Origin of the sequence: Nitrospirillum goiasense (assembly GCF_034427435.1) — a bacterium.
Taxonomy (GTDB): Bacteria; Pseudomonadota; Alphaproteobacteria; order Azospirillales; family Azospirillaceae; genus Nitrospirillum.
The window spans coordinates 1,232,501-1,250,468 of record NZ_JAXQNP010000002.1 but is presented as its reverse complement, the minus strand read 5'-3'; the positions used below and the strand labels follow the sequence as shown (position 1 = coordinate 1,250,468).

At 69.4% G+C, this 17,968-nt stretch carries 14 protein-coding genes (1 of these 14 only partly in view); 5 read left to right on the top strand and 9 right to left on the bottom strand.

What is annotated here, in order from left to right:
- Positions 1-121: 121 nt before the first annotated feature.
- Positions 122-1,108 carry an outer membrane lipoprotein gene (locus ULB03_RS08245; RefSeq protein WP_322482702.1) on the top strand — a complete coding sequence of 329 codons (987 nt, stop codon included), beginning with the start codon at positions 122-124 and terminating at the stop codon, positions 1,106-1,108.
- 15 nt (positions 1,109-1,123) lie between these two features.
- On the top strand, positions 1,124-2,086 hold the full coding sequence (gene pip, locus ULB03_RS08240) for a prolyl aminopeptidase (protein ID WP_322482701.1): 963 nt from the start codon (positions 1,124-1,126) through the stop codon (positions 2,084-2,086).
- 13 nt (positions 2,087-2,099) lie between these two features.
- Here pip and ULB03_RS08235 read toward each other — a convergent pair whose 3' ends face one another.
- Positions 2,100-3,188, bottom strand: coding sequence for an alpha/beta fold hydrolase (locus ULB03_RS08235; RefSeq protein WP_322482700.1), 1,089 nt, complete (start codon positions 3,186-3,188; stop codon positions 2,100-2,102).
- Between the two features lie 105 nt (positions 3,189-3,293).
- Positions 3,294-4,967: a methyl-accepting chemotaxis protein gene (locus ULB03_RS08230; RefSeq protein WP_322482699.1), complete on the bottom strand. Its 1,674-nt coding sequence runs from the start codon at positions 4,965-4,967 to the stop codon at positions 3,294-3,296.
- Positions 4,968-5,185: 218 nt separating this feature from the next.
- Between ULB03_RS08230 and ULB03_RS08225 the strand changes: the two genes are divergently transcribed.
- A complete protein-coding gene (locus ULB03_RS08225; RefSeq protein WP_322482698.1) occupies positions 5,186-6,610 on the top strand; it encodes a class I SAM-dependent methyltransferase in 1,425 nt (474 codons plus the stop codon).
- Here the strand turns inward: ULB03_RS08225 and ULB03_RS08220 are convergent.
- From ULB03_RS08220 to manD, 3 genes are all read right to left on the bottom strand, one after another.
- A complete protein-coding gene (locus ULB03_RS08220; protein WP_322482697.1) occupies positions 6,607-7,758 on the bottom strand; it encodes a LacI family DNA-binding transcriptional regulator in 1,152 nt (383 codons plus the stop codon). The genes ULB03_RS08225 and ULB03_RS08220 overlap by 4 nt on opposite strands.
- Entirely contained in the window at positions 7,755-10,466 is a 2,712-nt protein-coding gene (locus ULB03_RS08215; protein WP_322482696.1) for a glycoside hydrolase family 2 TIM barrel-domain containing protein, read from the bottom strand. The genes ULB03_RS08220 and ULB03_RS08215 overlap by 4 nt, the downstream gene beginning before the upstream one ends.
- 164 nt (positions 10,467-10,630) lie before the next feature.
- A complete protein-coding gene (gene manD, locus ULB03_RS08210; RefSeq protein WP_322482695.1) occupies positions 10,631-11,842 on the bottom strand; it encodes a D-mannonate dehydratase ManD in 1,212 nt (403 codons plus the stop codon).
- A gap of 150 nt (positions 11,843-11,992) precedes the next feature.
- Between manD and ULB03_RS08205 the strand changes: the two genes are divergently transcribed.
- Complete coding sequence (locus ULB03_RS08205) at positions 11,993-12,754, top strand: FadR/GntR family transcriptional regulator (protein ID WP_322482694.1); 762 nt, start codon at positions 11,993-11,995, stop codon at positions 12,752-12,754.
- A gap of 9 nt (positions 12,755-12,763) precedes the next feature.
- Here ULB03_RS08205 and ULB03_RS08200 read toward each other — a convergent pair whose 3' ends face one another.
- From ULB03_RS08200 to ULB03_RS08190, 3 genes are all read right to left on the bottom strand, one after another.
- A complete protein-coding gene (locus ULB03_RS08200) occupies positions 12,764-13,636 on the bottom strand; it encodes a LysR family transcriptional regulator (protein WP_322482693.1) in 873 nt (290 codons plus the stop codon).
- A gap of 117 nt (positions 13,637-13,753) precedes the next feature.
- Positions 13,754-15,844 (bottom strand): 2Fe-2S iron-sulfur cluster-binding protein, encoded by a 2,091-nt coding sequence (locus ULB03_RS08195; protein ID WP_322482692.1) that lies wholly within the window; start codon positions 15,842-15,844, stop codon positions 13,754-13,756.
- A gap of 70 nt (positions 15,845-15,914) precedes the next feature.
- Complete coding sequence (locus ULB03_RS08190) at positions 15,915-16,532, bottom strand: glutathione S-transferase family protein (RefSeq protein ID WP_322482691.1); 618 nt, start codon at positions 16,530-16,532, stop codon at positions 15,915-15,917.
- Between the two features lie 258 nt (positions 16,533-16,790).
- Between ULB03_RS08190 and ULB03_RS08185 the strand changes: the two genes are divergently transcribed.
- Positions 16,791-17,513: an alpha/beta fold hydrolase gene (locus ULB03_RS08185; RefSeq protein WP_322482690.1), complete on the top strand. Its 723-nt coding sequence runs from the start codon at positions 16,791-16,793 to the stop codon at positions 17,511-17,513.
- A gap of 31 nt (positions 17,514-17,544) precedes the next feature.
- Here ULB03_RS08185 and dinB read toward each other — a convergent pair whose 3' ends face one another.
- A protein-coding gene (dinB, locus tag ULB03_RS08180; RefSeq protein WP_322482689.1) for a DNA polymerase IV crosses the window boundary here: on the bottom strand, positions 17,545-17,968 show its 3' portion. The gene runs 650 nt beyond the window's last position; the window shows 424 of its 1,074 coding nt (coding positions 651-1,074); the start codon falls outside the window, past its right edge; the stop codon is at positions 17,545-17,547.

Here is a 17,968-nt window from a genome sequence, read left to right as displayed (position 1 = left end):
TTGCCGCCATGAAATTGCCAAGTGACACCCGGGGGCGGATCTCCTATGACACGGGGCTATTCCATGCCGCATCTCCGGGGCAATCCCCTGCCCCGGTCGTTTCCAGGGAATGGTTCCCCCCGTGTCGCGATCCCTCCGCTTCGGCCTGACGGCCGCTGTCGCCCTTGTCGCCCCCGCCCTGCTGGCCGGGTGCGCCGCCGACTATTCGCCCAACACCTACAACGCCACCGCCGTGCAGCAGGCCAACAAGGCCGAGCCGGGCGTGATCATCGGATTCCGCCAGGTGTCGATCAGCGCCAGCGGCACGGTGGGCGCCGTGGCGGGCGGGGCGGCCGGCGGCATCCTGGGCTCCCAGATCGGCCCCAACAGCGCCCTGGGCGCCGTGGGCGGCACCGTGGTGGGCACCATCGTCGGCACCAGCGCGGAACACATGACCGGCGACACCACCGGCTGGGAATACATCGTGCGCAAGCCCAACGGCGACCTGCTCTCGGTGACCCAGCGCGAGCCCACGCCCATCCCGCTGGGGCAGAAGGTGCTGGTCATCACCGGCAGCCAGGCGCGCATCGTTCCCGACTATACCGTCAACATCGAGCCTGAACCGAAGCCGGAGCCCAAGGCCGACGCGAAGCGGGAGAAGCCGGCCAAGCCCGCCCCGACACCGGCCGCCCCCGCGCCCGTGGCGCCAGCCCCAGAAGTGACGCCGGCCCCGGTGACACCGTCGCCTGTGACGTCAGCTCCCCAGGCCCCCGCGCCCCAGCCCGCCATACCGGCCACAGCCCCGACCGCCACGCCGGAGCCCGCACCCACGACACCGGCGGAGGCCCCCCCGGCATCCCCGCCATCGACCGCGCCCCAGGTGCCCATGCCCGCCGCGCAGCCGACACCGCAGCCCGCCGCTGCCCAACCTCCCGCCGCACAGGCCCCTGCGCAGCCCAGCGCCCAGCCGCCAGTGGAGCCCAAGCCGGATACGCCCGCAGAGCCGCCCAAGGCCGATCCCGCCCCCACGGCCCAGCCGGTGCCGGAGGCGACCGCGCCCAAGACCGGCTGGATTCCGGCGGACGCCGAGCCGCCCGCCAGCGCCGCCACCAGCGGCTCATCGAACTGAGGACGCGCCCCACTCATGACCGCGACCGCGCTGCGCACCCTGTATCCCGCCATCGAGCCCTATGAGACCGGCACCCTGGATGTGGGCGACGGGCATGTGATCCATTACGAGCGGTGCGGCACCCCCGGCGCCAAGCCCGCCGTCTTCCTGCACGGCGGCCCCGGCGGCGGTATCAGCCCGGGGCACCGGCAGCTGTTCGATCCGGCGCTGTACGACGTGCTGCTGTTCGACCAGCGCGGCTGCGGCAAGTCCACCCCGCATGCCAGCCTGGAGGCCAACACCACCTGGCACCTGGTGGCGGACATCGAGCGCCTGCGCGAAAAGGTGGGCGTGGACCAGTGGCTGGTGTTCGGCGGCTCCTGGGGGTCGACCCTGGCGCTGGCCTATGCCGAGACGCATCCTGAGCGGGTGAGCGAACTGGTGCTGCGCGGCATCTACACCCTGACCAAGGGCGAGCTGCTCTGGTACTACCAGTTCGGTGCGTCGGAACTGTTCCCCGACAAGTGGGAGCGCTTCCAGGCGCCGATACCGGAGGCGGAGCGCCACGACATGATGGCGGCCTATCACCGCCGCCTGACCGGCGATGACGAAGCCGCCAAGCTGGAGGCCGCCAAGGCCTGGACCATCTGGGAGGGCGAGACGGTCACCCTGCTGCCCAATCCCGAGTATTCGGCCCCCTTCAAGGATGGGCACTTCGCCCTGGCCTTCGCCCGCATCGAGAACCATTACTTCGTCCATGGCGCCTGGCTGGACGAAGGGCAGTTGGTGCGCGACGTCGGCCGCATCCGTTCCATCCCGGCGACCATCGTCCACGGCCGCTATGACATGCCCTGCCCCGCGCGCTACGCCTACGCCCTGCACAAGGCCTGGCCGGAGGCGGACTTCCACCTGATCGAGGGCGCCGGCCACGCCCACGCCGAACCCGGCATCCTGGACCAGCTGATCCGCGCCACGGACCGCTACGCCGGGAAAGTCTGACGCGCCCCGGCGCTTACTTCAGCACTTCCTCCAGGGCGCCCTTCCACACCTTGGCCTGGGTCAGGGTTTGGTGGCCGCGCGTCTGGTCCGATGCCGGGATCAGGACGTAGCGGCCGTGGGGAATGCGCTTCATGGCCGCTTCCATCACGCCCAACTCGGCCGGGTTCAGCAAATCGTCGGCGAAGTTCACGGCCACCAGCTTGGCCTTGATCTTCTCCAGGTCCGGGCTGGGGTCGTAGTCGTAGGACGATTCGAACCAGTAGAGATAGTCGTTGGCGTCCACGGTCTTGGCGTAGTCGGCCACCCACTGGTCATAGAGGGTGGTCGCCGCCGCCCGGCTGGGGGCCTGCTGTTGCAGCACCGAGGCGTTGTTGACCATGATCTGGAAAATGGGCAGCGCGCGGGTATAGGCGGTGGGCTGGGCCGCGTAGTCGCCGCCCTTCCACTCCGGATCGTTGCGGATGGCTTCGATGATGAGCTGGCGCCACAGCATGTTGCGGCCGGAGATGGCCACGGGCTGCGAGGCGATGGGCATCAGCGCGTCCATCATGTCCGGATGCCGTTCCCCCCAGATCCAGGTCTGCATGCCGCCCATGGACGTGCCGGCGACCAGCTTCAGGTGCTTGATGCCCAGGCCTTCGGTCACGATGCGGTATTGCCCCTCCACCGCGTCGACATAGCCGTAGTGGGGGAAGTGGCCCTTCAACCCGTCCGACGGCTTGGAGGAGCCGCCGTGGCCGATGCCGTCGGCCAGGATGATGAAATACTTGGCGGCGTCCAGCGGCTGGCCCGGCCCGAACAGTTCCCCGCCCAGGCTGGGGTTCAGGAAATTGCGGCCGCTGCCGGTGGTGCCGTGCAGCAGCAGCACCCCGTTGGTGATGGCGCCCGCGGCGTCACGCTGGGGCGTGCCCAGCGCGATGTAATGGAACCTGGCGTTGGCCAGATGCTCCCCATTGGTCAGGGCGAAGTCGCGGACCACGACGTCGCCCTCCATCTGGTTGGGATAGCCGGGATGATTGGGGGGCGTGCTGTCGGCGGCACCGGCCACGCCCGCCACCGACAGGGCGGCGGTGAGGGCGAGGGTGGAGAGCCAGGCTTTCATCGTTGATCCTTCTGCCAGGCCCCCGCAATGCAAGCGGGGGCCTTTATCCTGTTGTCGCCGAACCATTCCACCCGGAGCGCCGGCCTTTCAAGGTCCGACTTTTCATCAGGCGGCGCGCAGGGCCGCCAGGAAGGTGGAAACACGGGTGCGCAGGGTTTCCGCCTGGGCGGACAGGTCGTCGGCGGCCATCAGCACCTCACCCGCCACGCTGCCGGTTTCCCCGGCCACCTCGCGCACGCCGTTCATGCCGGCGCTGACCTCGCTGGTGCCCCGGGCGGCCTCGGCCACGTTGCGGGCGATCTCCTGGGTGGCGGCCCCCTGCTCCTCCACCGCCGCGGCGATGGTGGTGGTGATGTGGTCGATTTCCCCGATGGTCTGGCCGATGGCGGCGATGGCGCCGGCGGCCTGCCCCGTCGCGGCCTGCATGGATTCGATCTGCTGGCGGATGTCGCTGGTGGCCCGCTCCGTCTGGTTGGCCAGGGCCTTCACCTCGCTGGCCACGACGGCGAAGCCCTTGCCCGCCTCGCCAGCGCGGGCCGCCTCGATGGTGGCGTTCAGGGCCAACAGATTGGTCTGGCCGGCGATGTCGCTGATCAGCGCCACCACGGCGCCGATCTGCTGCGCGGCCTCCGTCAAGCTGCTGACGGCGACGTTGGTGCGCGACGCCTCCGCCACCGCCTTGGCGGCGATGGTGGCGGACACCGCCACCTGGCGGCCGATTTCCCCGATGCTGGCGCCCAATTCCTCCGCCGCCACGGCCACCGTCTGAACATTGGCCGCCGCCTGTTCCGAGGCGCTGGCCACCGCCACGGCGTCGCGGGCGCCGGTATCGGCGATGCGGGTCAGGTTCTCCGCCGTCTCATGCAGGCCGGTGGAGGCCTGGCTGACCGACTGCAGGGTGTGGGCGACATCGGTGTCGAAGGTCTGCACCAGCGCGTCCACCCGGTTGGCCCGTTCGGTCTTGGCCGCGGCCTCCGCCGCCTGGGCGGCGGCCAGCTCATCCACCTGCCGCATGCCGGTGCGGAACACGTCGATGGCGCGGGCCATGTCGCCCACCTCATCCCCACGGGCCGTGCCCTCCAGGGCGAAACCATAATCCTTGTCGGCCAGGCGGCGCATGATTCTGGCCAGCCGGGCCAGCGGCTGCGCCACATCCCGGTCCAGCCACAGCACGGCGGCCATGGACAGCGCCACCGCCACCAGCGCCGCGATCACGATGCTCCACAGCGCGTGGCTGTAGGCCGTCTGCACCACCTCGTTGGCCTTGGCCGCCCCCTGCCGGTCGTAGGTGGCCAGCGCCTCCAACGCCTCCTGCACCTTGCGGAAGGTCTGGACGATCTCGCCGTTCATGACCTTTTCCGCCTGCTCGCGGTTCTGCTTGGCAATCTCGAAGGCGGCGGTCATGGCCGCTTCGTAAGGCCCGCGCAGCGCCTGGTACTTGCCATAGAGGGCGGCCGCCTCTCCCGTCACGCCGATGGCGTCGAAGCGTTGCAGGGCCGCCGCCAGGTCCGCCGTCTGCTTGCCGTAGAGCTTGATGGCCTCTCCCCGCGCCGCGTCGTCGGCCGCGACCACCACCCGGCTGGCGGCGATGCGCTGGCGGGCGGTGTAGGCCTTCATGTCACCGATCGCGTCGATGGACGGCAGCCACAGGGTGCGGATCTCCACCGCGGCGCTGTTGATGGTGCCGATCTTCCACAAGGAAAGCAGACTGATGACGATGGTCAGCAGTAACAGGCCACCGAAGGCGGCCAACAATTTGGGGCGGAGGGCGAGATTCATAAAATTCACCGTAAATGCTATCGAGCTCGCAGTATTCAACCATAGGGTCACAGTTTATAAGCGCTCTGTTACCCTTTGACGTGATACGCCGAATCCGCTGGCCGGCCATGTTTCGGGTGCGCTTTGGAGCGGTGGTCTCTTTTTATTCTCGACAGCGCCAACGCCTGGGGCCAAGGTCTGCCTTAAGAATCAACATTAAGCGCGAAGGACCGCGGTCTATGAGCGGCAACAAGGCCATCCCCGGTGGCGGCACGCCCGAGGGCGTCGTGCAGGACGACGTGCATCGCTACATAACGGGCATCGCCTATCTGCGCCGCTATTACCAGGAACTGAACCCGGCCTCGATCGCCTACGCCGCGCTGCAGTGCGGCTACCAGGCGCCCCGCCTGGACCGGCCCTTCCGCTACCTGGACCTGGGCTGCGGCCACGGCTACAGCCCCCTGCTGTTCGCCAGCCTGTTCCCGCAGGGCCACTTCATGGGTGTGGACTTCAACCCGGTGCATATCCACAGCGCCGAGAACCTGCGTCGCACCGCCGGCATCGACAACGCCGGTTTCAGCGCCTCCAGCTTCCAGGACCTGGCGACGGAGGAGAACGGCCCCATCGCCGACTGCGACTTCATCGTCATGCACGGCATCATGAGCTGGGTCAGCGAGACGGTGCGGCGGGAGATCGGCGCCGTCATCCGCCGGCGGCTGAAGCCCGGCGGCATCGTCTACGCCAGCTACAACTGCCAGCCGGGCTGGGCCGGCAAGATGCCCATCCGCGCCCTGATGGTGGACGCTTACGCCGTCACCACCGGCACGGTGGAGGAACGGGTGAACAAGGTTCGCGCCTTCCTGCGGCAATTGGCCGACACGGGTGCGCTCTACTTCGACTCCAACCCGGCGATTGAACAGCAGTTGCAGTCCATTGAGACCCTGGACGCCGCCTATGTGGTGCACGAGTACCTGAACGAATACTGGCGCGTCTTCTATCATAAGGAGATGGCGACCTTCATGGCCAACCATGGCGCCGGCTTCATCGGGTCCGGCACCGCCGCCGACAACGTGCCCCTGCTGGCCGTGCCGGAGAAGCCACGCGCCCTGATGGCGGCCATGCCCACGGCCCTGCTGCGCGAGGGCGTGCGCGACATGGCGCTGAACCGCCAGTTCCGCCGCGACATCTACGCCTGCGACCTGGCGCCCCTGAGCCTGAACGCCCTGGTCGCCGCCCACCGCGAGACACGCTATGCCCTGGCCCGCCGGCGGGATGACTGCCCGATGGTGGTGCCGCGGTCCTTCGGCGATGTGGCCCTGCATGAAGGCATCTTCGGGCCGCTGCTGGATCGCCTGGCGGCCGGCGCCACCACCTACGACGACCTGGTGGGCGTGCCGCCCCTGAACGAGTGGACGGCCGCCGACCAGATCCAGGCGCTGCAGGTCCTCGTCGGCGCGGAATATATCCGACCCATCGTCAGCGGCGCCCAGGTGGATGCCGCCAGCGACAGCGTGCGCCGTTTCAACCAGGCCGCCTTGGCCACCGCCCGTGCCGAAGGCCAGTCGGAGGTGGCGCTGGCCGCCCCGTCCCTGTCCGGCGCCCTGCGCGTCAACTTGAGCGACACCGCCAGCCTGCCGGTGGACCTGCCGGGCACCGACTTTTAGATCGGGCTGGCCGAGGACTCGCGCACCACCAGCCGGGGGGTCACGGTAAGGGGCTGGGCCAGCTTAGCCTTGGCACCGCCCTCTCCGGCCGCATTGATACGGCCGATCAGGCGCTCCGCCGCCAGGCGGCCCATGTCGTGGATGGGCAGGCGCACGGTGGACAGGGCCGGGCACATGCGCGACGCCAAGGGCGTGTCGTCGAAGCCCACCACCGTCAGCTCGCGCGGGATGCTGATGCCCAGGCGATAGGCGGCCTTGTAGACGCCGGCCGCCATCTCGTCGTTGCTGGCGAAGATGGCGGTGGGTCGGTTGGGGCCCGCCAGCAGTTCCACCCCGCGCGCCTCTCCCGTCTCGAAGGTGTAGAGGCCCTCCACGATCCAGGGATCGGGCACCGTCACGCCGTGCTGGGCCAGGGCGCCCAGGAAGCCCTCGCGCCGCTCGTGCGTTGAGCGATAGCCCTGCGGTCCGGTGATCAGCGCCACCTTGGTATGGCCCAGCTGGGCCAGGTGGGCGCCCACCTCCGCGGCACCGGTGCGGTCGGTGTGCAGCACCATGGCCTCGGGCTCATCCAGCGGCACCGACATCAGGCGCATGTAACGACAGCCGATGGCCCGAAGCAGGGCCACCAGGGCCGCATCCTCCGACAAGGGCGGCACCAGGATGACGCCGTCCAGGTTCTGCCGTTGCACGAAGGTCTTCACCTCCGCCAGGAAGCCGGGCGCCACCTGGCGGCAGGGATGGACCACCAGCTCGAACCCCTCGCGGTGGCAGGCTTCCAGGATGCCGCCCTGGACGTTCACGATGTACTGGGCGTTGGGGTTGTCGTAGATCAGGCCCAGCAGGAAGGACCGGTTGATGGCCAGACCCCGCGCCTGCGGGCTGGGCACATAGCCGATGCGGGCCACCACCGCGTCCACCACCGCCCGGGTGGCGTCGTGGACGTGGGGCGATTGGTTGATGACCCGCGACACCGTCTTCTTCGACACCTTGGCCAGGCGCGCCACGTCGTTGATGGTGGGCGCCCGGGCCAGTGTCCAGGCCGGAATGTCCGGGACACCAGCCTCTGGAACGGCCGAAGCCACGGCCAGCCGGCCGTCGCCCGCCACCGCCCGCCGCCGGCGGGGCCTGGGCGTCTCCACCCCGCTCACCGCGCCGGCACCACGTCGATGGCGGACACCAGCGCCGGGCCGGTGACGGGGCGGAAGTCCAGGGCCAGGCCGTCGTCGCCCGTCACCTCGACCGTCACGGTCCGGTCCAGCGCCGCCAGGGGGCCGCCGGCCTCCGCCGCCACGTCCAGGTGCTGCAGCACGACATGGCCGTTGGCGGCCACGTCGAACACGCGCGCACCCGGCGCCAGCATGGGCTCGGCAAAGCGCAGCGTGACCTGATAGCGGCCGGCCGGCACCGGGACGCGATAGCCGAACGCGCCCGCCCGATAGGTTTCGTACAGCGTAGGATCGGACGTGCCGGTGACCGGGGGAATGGTCTTGTCCGGCCGTCCCTGCTCCGGCGCCGGGTTGCGGTCATGCGGCTCGCCCCCGGTCGCGAAGGCGTCGGAGCCATAGCGGGCGCCGGTGGCACTGGTCAGACCGGCCGACGCGCCGGCCCGGATGTGGATTTCGTCCGGCTTGCCGGCGAAGCGCCAGGTGATGCTGTCGCTCACCGATTGGCCCTCGATCTCGGCCATGGCGGTCAAGACGTTGTCGCCGGCGTCCAGGTGTACGGCCGGCCAGCGGCAGACGTGGTCGGGGCAGGCCGCGGCCCCCAGATCGCGGCCGTTCAGGGTGAGGCGCGCAGTCGCCGCGTTGCTGTAGGCCTCGACGTCGGTCACGGGATAGGCGCGGTCGACATAGCGGCGGCCGTTCAGGTGCAGCACCGGCTGGTCACTCCAATCCGCCTTGTAGAAGAAGAACACGTCCTTCTTGACCGTGCGGTCATAGGACACAAGGCCCTTGTCGTTGGTGTCGATCATGTCGCCCTCCGTCCGGCTGTCGCTGGCGAAATCGAACATGGTCCAGATAAAGGTGCCCCAGAGGTAGGGACGCGCCTTGAGCTGCGCCCACCAGATCTCATGCAGGCGGCTTTCCAGGTCCTCGGGATGGAAATGGCCCTTGGGATAGACGACGCCCCCTTGGCTGGCGCCGGCCTGCACCTGGTCGGTATGCTGCGACAGGGCGCCACCGGCACCGTATTCGCTGACCGCCAGCGGCAGGCGGGGGTGCAGGGCGTGCAGCCGGTCCAGCACCGGGCCCAAATCCTCCGCCTTGTCGTAGTACCAGCCCTGATAGCGGTTGTAGCCCAGGAGGTCGGTGATCTCCGCCACCACGTCCACGCCCGGCTTGGGCTGGTCGGGCCACGGCTCGCAACAGTCGGCCATGGTGGTGGGACGGGTGTGGTCCAGCTCATACGCCGCCTGGTTCAGGCGCGTCAGCAGCGGCCGGGCGTTACTGACGCCATGGCCGGCGGCGGCCATGAGGTTCACCTCGTTGCCGATGGACCAGGTGACGACGCTGGGGTGGTTGTAGTTCTGCTTGATCAGCTCACGCAGCTGGCTCTCGGCGTTGGCGGCGAAGCCGGGCGATGTCACGCCCGTGTCCCCCTCCGGCGTTTCCGGCGCGGTGCGGTTCACCAGGGGAATCTCGGCCCAGACGACCACCCCATCCTTGTCCGCCAGGTCGTAGATGGCCTGGTCGTGCTGGTAGTGGGCCAGTCGCAGGGTGTTGATGCCCAGGTCCAGCATGATGTCCATGTCCTGCGCCTGGTCGGCCGGGCTGATGGCCCAGCCCTTGCCCGGCCGGTCCTGATGGCGCGAGACGCCGTGCAGCGCCACATGCTTGCCGTTCAGGAAAAAGCCCTGGTCCGGGTCGAAGCGGAAGCTGCGGATGCCCAGGGGCTGGGTCACCTGGTCCAACAGTTGGCCCTGCGCCGTCTCCACCCGCGTCACCACATGATAGAGGTAGGGGTCGCCGCGGCCGTCCCACAGGTGCGGGTTGGGCACGGTCAGGGTCTGCTGCGGTTCCGCCACCGCGCCGGGCGCCACGGTCAAGGGCTGGCTGTCGCTGGCCACGGTGGCGCCGGCGGCATCGACGATGGCGGTCTTCATCACCACCGGCTGCGGCTTGGCGCCGTCGTTCTTCACCCGGCTGTTCACCTCAATGCCGGCGGCCCCATCGAGGGAGGCGGTGTGGGCATAGACCCCCGGCCCGCCAGAATCCATCATGTCGATGTGCACCGGATCGGTGGCGATCAACGACACCGCGCGGTACAGGCCGCCGAACAGGAAGAAGTCACCCGACATGGGAATGACCTCCGCCGTGGGCGACCCCGCCACCGCCGGGCTGGAGTTATCCGTGCGGACGGCCAGGACGTTGGGCTTGCCCAGCTTCAGCGCCGCCGTGGCGTCGAAGCGGAAGCGGCCGAAGGCGCCCTGGTGCGCGCCCAGTTTCACGCCGTTCAGCCAAACCTCGGCATTGATGCTGGCGCCGTCGAACTGCAGCCAGACCTTGCGGCCCGCGTAACTGGCCGGCGGGGTGAAGCGCAGGCGGTACCAGCCCGCCCCCCGGGTGGCGTTGTAGTCGGCCGTGCGCCGCGCGGTCCCTCCCAGATGGTTCCAGGTGTGGGGCAGCGAGACGGTGGCCCAGCCCTTGTCGTTGAAGGCCGGCGCCTCTGGCCCCCCCTGCTTCCCCGGTGCGACGTCACCCTGATGGAACCGCCACCCGGCACCCAGCGGCAGGTCGGCCCGGTCCGCCGCCCAGGCCCCGCTCGCCGCCCCGCTCACCACCCCCAGGACGATGGCAGCCACCGCCGGGATACGGCGAAGGCGCGTGGCATTCAGGCGGAGGGTACGAGACGACATGGTTGCTTCCTCAGGCATCTTCCCAACGGGCGGCCGGCCCATCGCCGCCACGGCGGCGCCGGCGAAGTGGTCATACCAGATGATACCGCCTTGTGCCCCCCTGTCATTCGGCGCGCCGCTAAAAGGATAGAACGCCGGGGGGCGAAGGAAAGGGCGCCAGGACCTTACCAGCTGTGCAGGGTGCCGTCCTCCAGCCGGTTCACCGGCAGAAAGGCGCGGCTATAGGGGTATTTCGCGGCCAACGCCTCATCCATGTCCACACCCAGGCCCGGCGCATCACCCGGGTGCAGGCAGCCATCCTGGAAGGTGTAGGCATGGGGGAAGACGGCATCCGTCTCCGCCGTGTGCCGCATGTATTCCTGGATGCCGAAGTTGGGGATGGACAGGCCGACGTGCAGGGCCGCCGCCATGGTCACCGGCGACAGGTCGGTGGCGCCGTGGCAGCCGGTGCGGATCTGGTACAGGTCGGCAAGGTTGGCGATGCGGCGCAGGTGGGTGATGCCGCCGGCATGCACCACCGTGGCGCGGATATAGTCGATCAGCTGATTCTGGATCAGATCCTTGGCGTCCCAAATGCTGTTGAACACCTCCCCCACCGCCAGGGGGGTGGTCGTGTGCTGGCGGATGAGACGGAACGCCTCCTGGTTTTCCGCCGGCGTCGGGTCTTCCATCCAGAACAGGCGATAGGGTTCCAGGCTCTTGCCCAGGCGCGCCGCCTCAATGGGCGTCAGGCGATGGTGCACGTCGTGCAGCAAGTGCACATCCTCGCCCAGGGCCAGGCGCGCCGCCTCGAACAGTTGGGGCACCGCGCGCAGGTACTTGGCGGTGGACCAGACCGTCTCGGTCGGCAGCGCCCCGTCCGCCGGCTCATAGAACATCTTGTCCTTCGACACGCCGTAGGTAGACGGCAGACCGGGCACGCCGGATTGCAGGCGGATGGCCTTGTAGCCCATGGCCCGGTATTTCAGCGCCTCCTCCACCGTCTCCTCGACGGTCTGCCCGTTGGCATGGCCATAGACCATGATGCCGGTGCGGCAGGCGCCGCCCAGCAATTGGTACAGGGGCATGTTGGCCGCCTTGGCCTTGATGTCCCACAGCGCCATGTCCACCGCGGCGATGGCCGACATGGTCACGGGACCGCGGCGCCAATAGGCCCCCTTGTACAGGTACTGCCAGATGTCCTCGATCTGGTGGGCGTCCCGGCCGATCAGGCAGGGGATGACGTGGTCGGTCAGATAGCTGGCCACCGCCAGCTCCCGCCCGTTCAAGGTGGCGTCGCCCAGGCCGTAGACGCCGTCCGCCGTCTCGATGCGCAGCGTCACGAAATTCCGGCCCGGGCAGGTGACCACCACCCGCGCGTCCTTGATCTTCAACATCGGGTCCACCCTTCAGCGGCAAATTGGCCTGACCAATCATGTCTTTCATAGGGAAAGAGGCCTGTCAATATGGCGAAATTGGACTGGCGCCGGGGACGCCCCCTGCCCTATCCTGGCCTCCGCCGTCCTTCATCCGGTCAGAGCGTCCCCATGCTGCCCCTTCCCGCCAGCGGCCCGCGGCTGTACCGCCAGGTCGCCGACGCCATCGCCGCCGATATCCGCCAGGGCGTCCATGCCCCCGGCCAGCGCCTGCCCTCCGAACGCGACCTGGCGGAAACCTTCGATGTCAGCCGCCCCACGGTGCGCGAGGCCATGATCGCCCTGGAAATCCTGGGCCTGGTGGAGGCGCGGCACGGCTCCGGCATCTATGTCACCGACCAGGCGCCGGCCAGCGAGGCGGCGGCGGAACTGGACATCGGCGCCTTCGAACTGACCGAGGCGCGGCGCCTGGTGGAGGGCGAGGTGGCCGCCCTGGCGGCCACCACCATCACGGACCAGGAGCTGACGGAACTCGCCGCCCTGGTGGCCGAGATTGGGGAGGAGAACGCGCGCAACGCCGTGGGGGAGCAGGCCGACCGCCGCTTCCACCTGGCGATCGCCCGCGCCACGCGCAACACCGCGCTGGTCGGGGTGGTCGAGCAGTTGTGGGACATGCGCTACCAGTCGCCGCTGTGCATGGCCATGCTGGAACGCGCCCGCACCGTGGGCGACCAGCCTAGGGTGGAGGAGCACCAGCGCATCCTGCACAGCCTGGCCGCCCGCGATGGCCAAGCCGCCCGCGCCGCGATGCGCGACCATCTGGGCCGCGTCATCGAAGGGCTGCTGGCGGCGACCGAGATGGAGGCTGTGCAGCGCGCCCGCGCCGAGGTGGCGGCCAAGCGCGACGAACTGCGGCGGCGCGGCGGGCTTTGAGGTGCCGGATCAGTTCAACAGGCGATTGCCGCGCAGGCGGTCCACCGCCAGGTCAATGAAGGCGCGGACCTTGGCCGGCGCGTGCCGCCCCTCGGGATGCAGCACATGGATGGGCAGTGGCGGCTCCTCATGCTCGTCCAGCACGGTGCGCAGCCGGCCTTCCCGCAGCGCCGGCCCCACCTGATAGTGCAGCACCCGGGTCAGGCCCCAGCCCTCGGTCGCGGCGGTGATCGCCGCCTCGTTGGTGTTGCAGGACAGGACGGGATGCAGGAGGACGCGCTGGTCCCCCGCGAAGCGCCATTCGGGTGACGCCCAGGCGCTGGTGGAGGCGGCGATGCGGTGGTCCTTCAGGTCGGTCGGCGTCCGGGGCACCCCGTGCTTTTCGAAGTAGGCGGGCGCGCCGCAGATCACCCGGCGGACTGATCCCACGCGGATGGCGGTGAAACCGGAATCCGGCAGGCGGCCGATGCGGACAGCCACGTCGATGCCCTCCTCCACGATGTTCACAGGGCGATCAACGAAGAAGGTGCGCGCCGTCATGGCGGGATAGGTGTCCAGGTATTCCGTCACGATGGGCAGCACGTACATTTGCCCGAACAGCAGGGACGCCGTGACGGTCAGCATTCCGGAGGGTGTGGCATAGGACCCGGCGGCGGCGGCCTCCGCCTCCACGATGTCCGCCAGGATGCGCCGGCAATCATCCAGATAGCGGCCGCCCGCCTCCGTCAACTTGACCGACCGCGTGGTGCGCACGAACAGCCGGGTGCCGATGGCTTCCTCCAGCGCCGCCACGGTGCGGGTCACCGCCGGGGCGCTGAGATGCAGGGCACGCGCGGCGGCGGCGAAACTCTCCGCCTCCGCCACCCTCACGAAGATACGCATGGCCTGCCAGCGATCCATAGCCCCCGTCCTCCGCCGCCCCATCAACCGAACCAAAGCCAGCTCCATTAGAGGCATCCGGCGTCGGCAGGAAAAGCTTCGTGATTCTCCAGCCGCGCATCAAAGCGCCAGTTCAAGCGGCCCGGCGCCCTCGGCCGGCGCGGCCGGAACGGAACAGCAGATCAGCGCCTCATCCGCCGCCACCGGCGCCGTGGGCTCCGTCACATAGCTGACCGCCCCCGACAGCACCTTGGTCCGGCAACTGCCGCAGGTTCCGGACCGGCAACTGAACGCGGGGCTGAGGCCGCGCGCCTCCGCCAACTCCAGCAGGGTCCCCGACTCCGGTGTCCAGCGGGCCTCCTTCACCGACGGGGTGAAGACCACCGGCACGGGCGCGGTCGCCGGCGGCGCGCGCGGCGGAACGGGGGCGGTGACCGGCGTCGTCCTCACCAGGGCGGACGGGCCGAACGCCTCGGCATAGATGCGCTCGTCGGCGACGTTCAGGCCGCGCAGGCCGTCATAGAGCGCCTGCATGAAGGGCCCCGGGCCGCACAGGTAGAAATCATAATCGTTGAAGGGCAGGACACGGCCCAACAGGGCCATGTCGATGCGGCCGGCGGCGTCATAGTCCACGCCCTCTTGCGCGTCGGCGGTGTCACTCAGCACACGGACGACGCGCACCGCCCCGCGAGCCACCGCCGCCAGCTCCGCCAGTTCGGTGTCGAAGGGGCGCTCCGCCTTGGACCGGGCGGCATGGAACAGGGTCGTCGGCCGGACGCCCCGCATCCGCAGGCCCTCGTAAACCACATGGCGCAGCATGGCCAGCATGGGCGTGATGCCCACGCCGCCGCCCAGCAGCACGGCGGGTCGCGTCTGCCGGGCGTCGATGGTGAAGGCACCGGCGGGCGCCCGCGCCTCGATGATGTCGCCCACCTGGACGTGATCGTGCAGGTGGCTGGAAACCAGGCCGTCCCGCTTGACGCTGATGCGATAGACGGTATCGGACGGCGCCACGGACAGGGTGTAGGTGCGGATCACCGGCTTGTCCGCGCCCGGCAGGCTGAGCCGGATGGGCAGGTGCTGCCCCGCCGCGTGCGGGATCAGGCCGGCGCCATCGGCCGGCATCAGATGGAAGGAGCGGATGCTGGCGCTCTCCTCCACGATGCGGGTGACCGTGAACGGCCGCCAGCGCGTGGCCAGGTCCACCGCGCGCAGCCGGTCGGCGGCCTGGGCCCAGTCGCCGGTCATCAGCGCATTGGGCGACCAGCCGTCCTCCTGGAAATCCCAGCGCAGCGGGAAGGCGCCGGGCCGCCGCACCACCCGGCGGGCCCGGAAGGTCCACAAACGCTCCGCCCCCTGGAAGGCCGCGACCTCGGGACCGTCCAGGATCACCTGGGCATCGCCGCTCAATTGCAGCATGTCGCCGGTGTCGAAGTCGATGAACACCAGCCCGGCCCTGCCGTTCGCCAGGATGTTGCCCAGCGTGGCGAAGAACAAATTGCCGGCGAAATCCGGAATGGTCAGCGTGCCGTCCTCAGCCACGCGGACGAAGCCCGCCTTGCCGCCACGATGCGAGACGTCAACCTGACGGCGGTCGTCCCGCTCGGCGTAGGAGGCCACGAAAAAGGTGTCGGCCGCCGCGATCATGCGCCGTGCCTCGGCATCCAGCGCGTCGCTCTCCAGCACCGGGCCCGTGAACATGTCGACCGGGTCGCGCACGAAACGATAGTCGCGCAGCTGGATGTATTGCGGGCAATTGCCGAAGCTCTGGTCGACCTGGAAATGGAAGGGGCCGGGGCCGGACCGCAGAATGCCATTGACCCGGTTGCGGCGGCGGGTGTGCAGCTCGATGCCCAGCAGGCCGATGGCCTCCCCGTCCCTGATACCGTCGGCGGCCGGGTCCGTGGGGTCGGGGCGGGCGTCGATCACCAGCGACCGGGGCGTCGGCGCGGTGATGAAGCCCGGCCGCCCGGCCAGCAGGGTGGCCCAGGTGTCGCCACGATGGTCGACACTGCCCGCCACGATGAAGGGGAGCTGGGCGTAGAAGTCGCGATGCTGGTCGGGCAGGTGGTCGCGGATCACCCGTTGCCCCACCGCCGCCATCCTCTCCGCCACGCCCACCCGTTCCTGGATCGCGCGTTCGCCGGCATGCCAAACCGCCAGCTTGGTCAACGTCCCGTCAGTCGCCCCCTCAGTCGCCCTGCCAGCCATGGTCGCCTCCCCCTCTCGCCGAGGGCGCGCCGGATGGCGCGCCCGGGATGTATCCGTCACTTGGCCCCCATCACTTCACCGCCGACAGCCCCACCGCCGACTCGGCAAAGGGGACGAAGCCCGGCAGCGCCTCGATACGGCGCAGGAAGGCGATGACGCGGGGATAGGGCGACAGGTCGACATTGCCCTCCGGCGCGCGGGCCACGTAGCTGTAAAGCGCCACATCGGCGATGGTGGGATGGCTGGCCGCCAGCCAGTCGCGGGTGGTCAGCCAGGCGTCCAGCGTCGTCAACAGGGCGTGCGCCCGGCCGATGACCTCCTCCGGATTGTGCTTGGAGCCGAAAAGGGTCACGAGGCGTGCGGCCGCCGGACCATAGGCCACCTCGCCCGCCGCGACCGACAGCCAGCGCTGGACGGCGGCGGCCCCCTGGGCATCCTCCGGCAGCCAGTCGGTGCGGCCCAGCTTGCGGGCCAGATAGACCAGGATGGCGTTGGAGTCGGAGACGACGGTGTCCTCATCCACCAGCACCGGCACCTGGCCCAAGGGGTTGAGCGCCAGGAATTCCGGCGTCTTGTGCGCGCCCGCCATCAGGTCGACCTCGACCAGATCATGGGGTTGGCCCAGCAGCGACAGGAACAAGCGCGCCCGGTGCGCGTGACCCGACAGGGGATGATGATAGAGCTTCATGATCTGGTTCCCGATTTCGCGCCCGGGTCCATTCCCGGGCTGACGACCAGAGGGTCGTTCAATCGGCTCTTGAGGAGAATTCCCACACTCGACACTTCATTAGTGTCAGCAGCGTAATAATCCGCCAGGAAGCCTGCGCCCGCGAAATTGCAAACGAAAACACCAACGCCTTGAGGATTCGACAATACCGGGATCGACCCTCCGCCTAGAGATGGGGCGACCGCACCAAGCGGTGCCCTTGACCAGGAGTTGACGCCCATGGCCATCCCCCCCTCCTCCGCCGCCACCCCCACTGGCGCCCCCACCGTCGTGCTGGTGCATGGCGCCTGGGCCGACGGCTCAAGCTGGCAGCCTGTCATCCGTCGGCTGCTGAAGGCTGGCCTGCCCGTCGTGGCCGTCCAGAACCCCACCACCTCCCTCGCCGACGATGTGGCCGCGACGCGGCGGGTGCTGAACACCCTTCCCGGCCCCGTCGTACTGGTTGGGCACAGCTGGGGCGGGACGGTGATCACCGAAGCCGGCAACGACCCGAAGGTGAAGGCGCTGGTCTATGTCGCCGCCTTCGCCCCGGGGGTGGGCCAGAGCACCGGCGACCTGGTCGGCGCGCATGCCGCCCCACCAGCCCTGGGCAAGATCATTGATGACGGCACCGGCTTCCTGACCTTGAGCGTCGACGGCTGGGTGCAGGATGTGGGCCAGGACCTGCCGGAGGAGGAGGCCCGGGTGCTGGCCGTGCTTCAGCCGCCGCTGGCAGGCCGCACCTTCACCGACACCATCACCCAGGCCGCCTGGTCCAGCCGTCCCACTTGGTACATCGTCTCCAGCGAGGATCGCATCGTCAGTGTCGAACTGCAGCGCACGCTGGCCCTGCAGATGAAGGCCAAGACCACGGAGCTGAAGGCCAGCCACCTGTCCCTGCTGTCGATGCCGGACGCGGTGGCCCAGGTCATCGGGGACGCGGTCGCGGCTGTGGCCGGCTAAGCCCCGCCCAGCGCGGGCGGACGCGCGGGGGTCAGAACCCGAACTCCAACTGCGCCGGGGGGCCCGCCGCCTCGAAACTGGATACCGTGACACCCAGCAGGCGGACGCCGGTGGGCAGGGGATAGACGGTGCGCACCAGATCGACGCTGACGGTGCGCAACGTCTCCTGCGACACCACGGGGGCGGCCAGGGTGCGGCTGCGCGTGGCCTGGCGGAAGTCGCCGTACTTGATCTTCACCGTCACGGTGCGGCCGAAGGCCTGGGCCTTCTCACACCAGGCCCAAACCTCATCCGCCATGGACAGCACGCCCTGCTCTACCGCCGCCGGCTCCGTCAAATCCTCCAGGAAGGTGGTTTCGGACCCGGAGGATTTGCGCGGGCGGTCGGACACCACGGGTCGATGATCCTCGCCATGGGCGATGGCGTGGTACCAAGGTCCGGACTTGCCGAAATGG

Bases quoted from the DNA above. Each gene is read 5' to 3' on its own strand.
- pip (WP_322482701.1), top strand. From the start codon at position 1,124: ATGACCGCGACCGCGCTGCGCACCCTGTATCCCGCCATCGAGCCCTAT.
- ULB03_RS08235 (WP_322482700.1), bottom strand. From the start codon at position 3,188: ATGAAAGCCTGGCTCTCCACCCTCGCCCTCACCGCCGCCCTGTCGGTG.
- ULB03_RS08230 (WP_322482699.1), bottom strand. From the start codon at position 4,967: ATGAATCTCGCCCTCCGCCCCAAATTGTTGGCCGCCTTCGGTGGCCTG.
- ULB03_RS08225 (WP_322482698.1), top strand. From the start codon at position 5,186: ATGAGCGGCAACAAGGCCATCCCCGGTGGCGGCACGCCCGAGGGCGTC.
- ULB03_RS08215 (WP_322482696.1), bottom strand. From the start codon at position 10,466: ATGTCGTCTCGTACCCTCCGCCTGAATGCCACGCGCCTTCGCCGTATC.
- manD (WP_322482695.1), bottom strand. From the start codon at position 11,842: ATGTTGAAGATCAAGGACGCGCGGGTGGTGGTCACCTGCCCGGGCCGG.
- ULB03_RS08205 (WP_322482694.1), top strand. From the start codon at position 11,993: ATGCTGCCCCTTCCCGCCAGCGGCCCGCGGCTGTACCGCCAGGTCGCC.
- ULB03_RS08200 (WP_322482693.1), bottom strand. From the start codon at position 13,636: ATGCGTATCTTCGTGAGGGTGGCGGAGGCGGAGAGTTTCGCCGCCGCC.
- ULB03_RS08195 (WP_322482692.1), bottom strand. From the start codon at position 15,844: ATGGCTGGCAGGGCGACTGAGGGGGCGACTGACGGGACGTTGACCAAG.
- ULB03_RS08190 (WP_322482691.1), bottom strand. From the start codon at position 16,532: ATGAAGCTCTATCATCATCCCCTGTCGGGTCACGCGCACCGGGCGCGC.
- ULB03_RS08185 (WP_322482690.1), top strand. From the start codon at position 16,791: ATGGCCATCCCCCCCTCCTCCGCCGCCACCCCCACTGGCGCCCCCACC.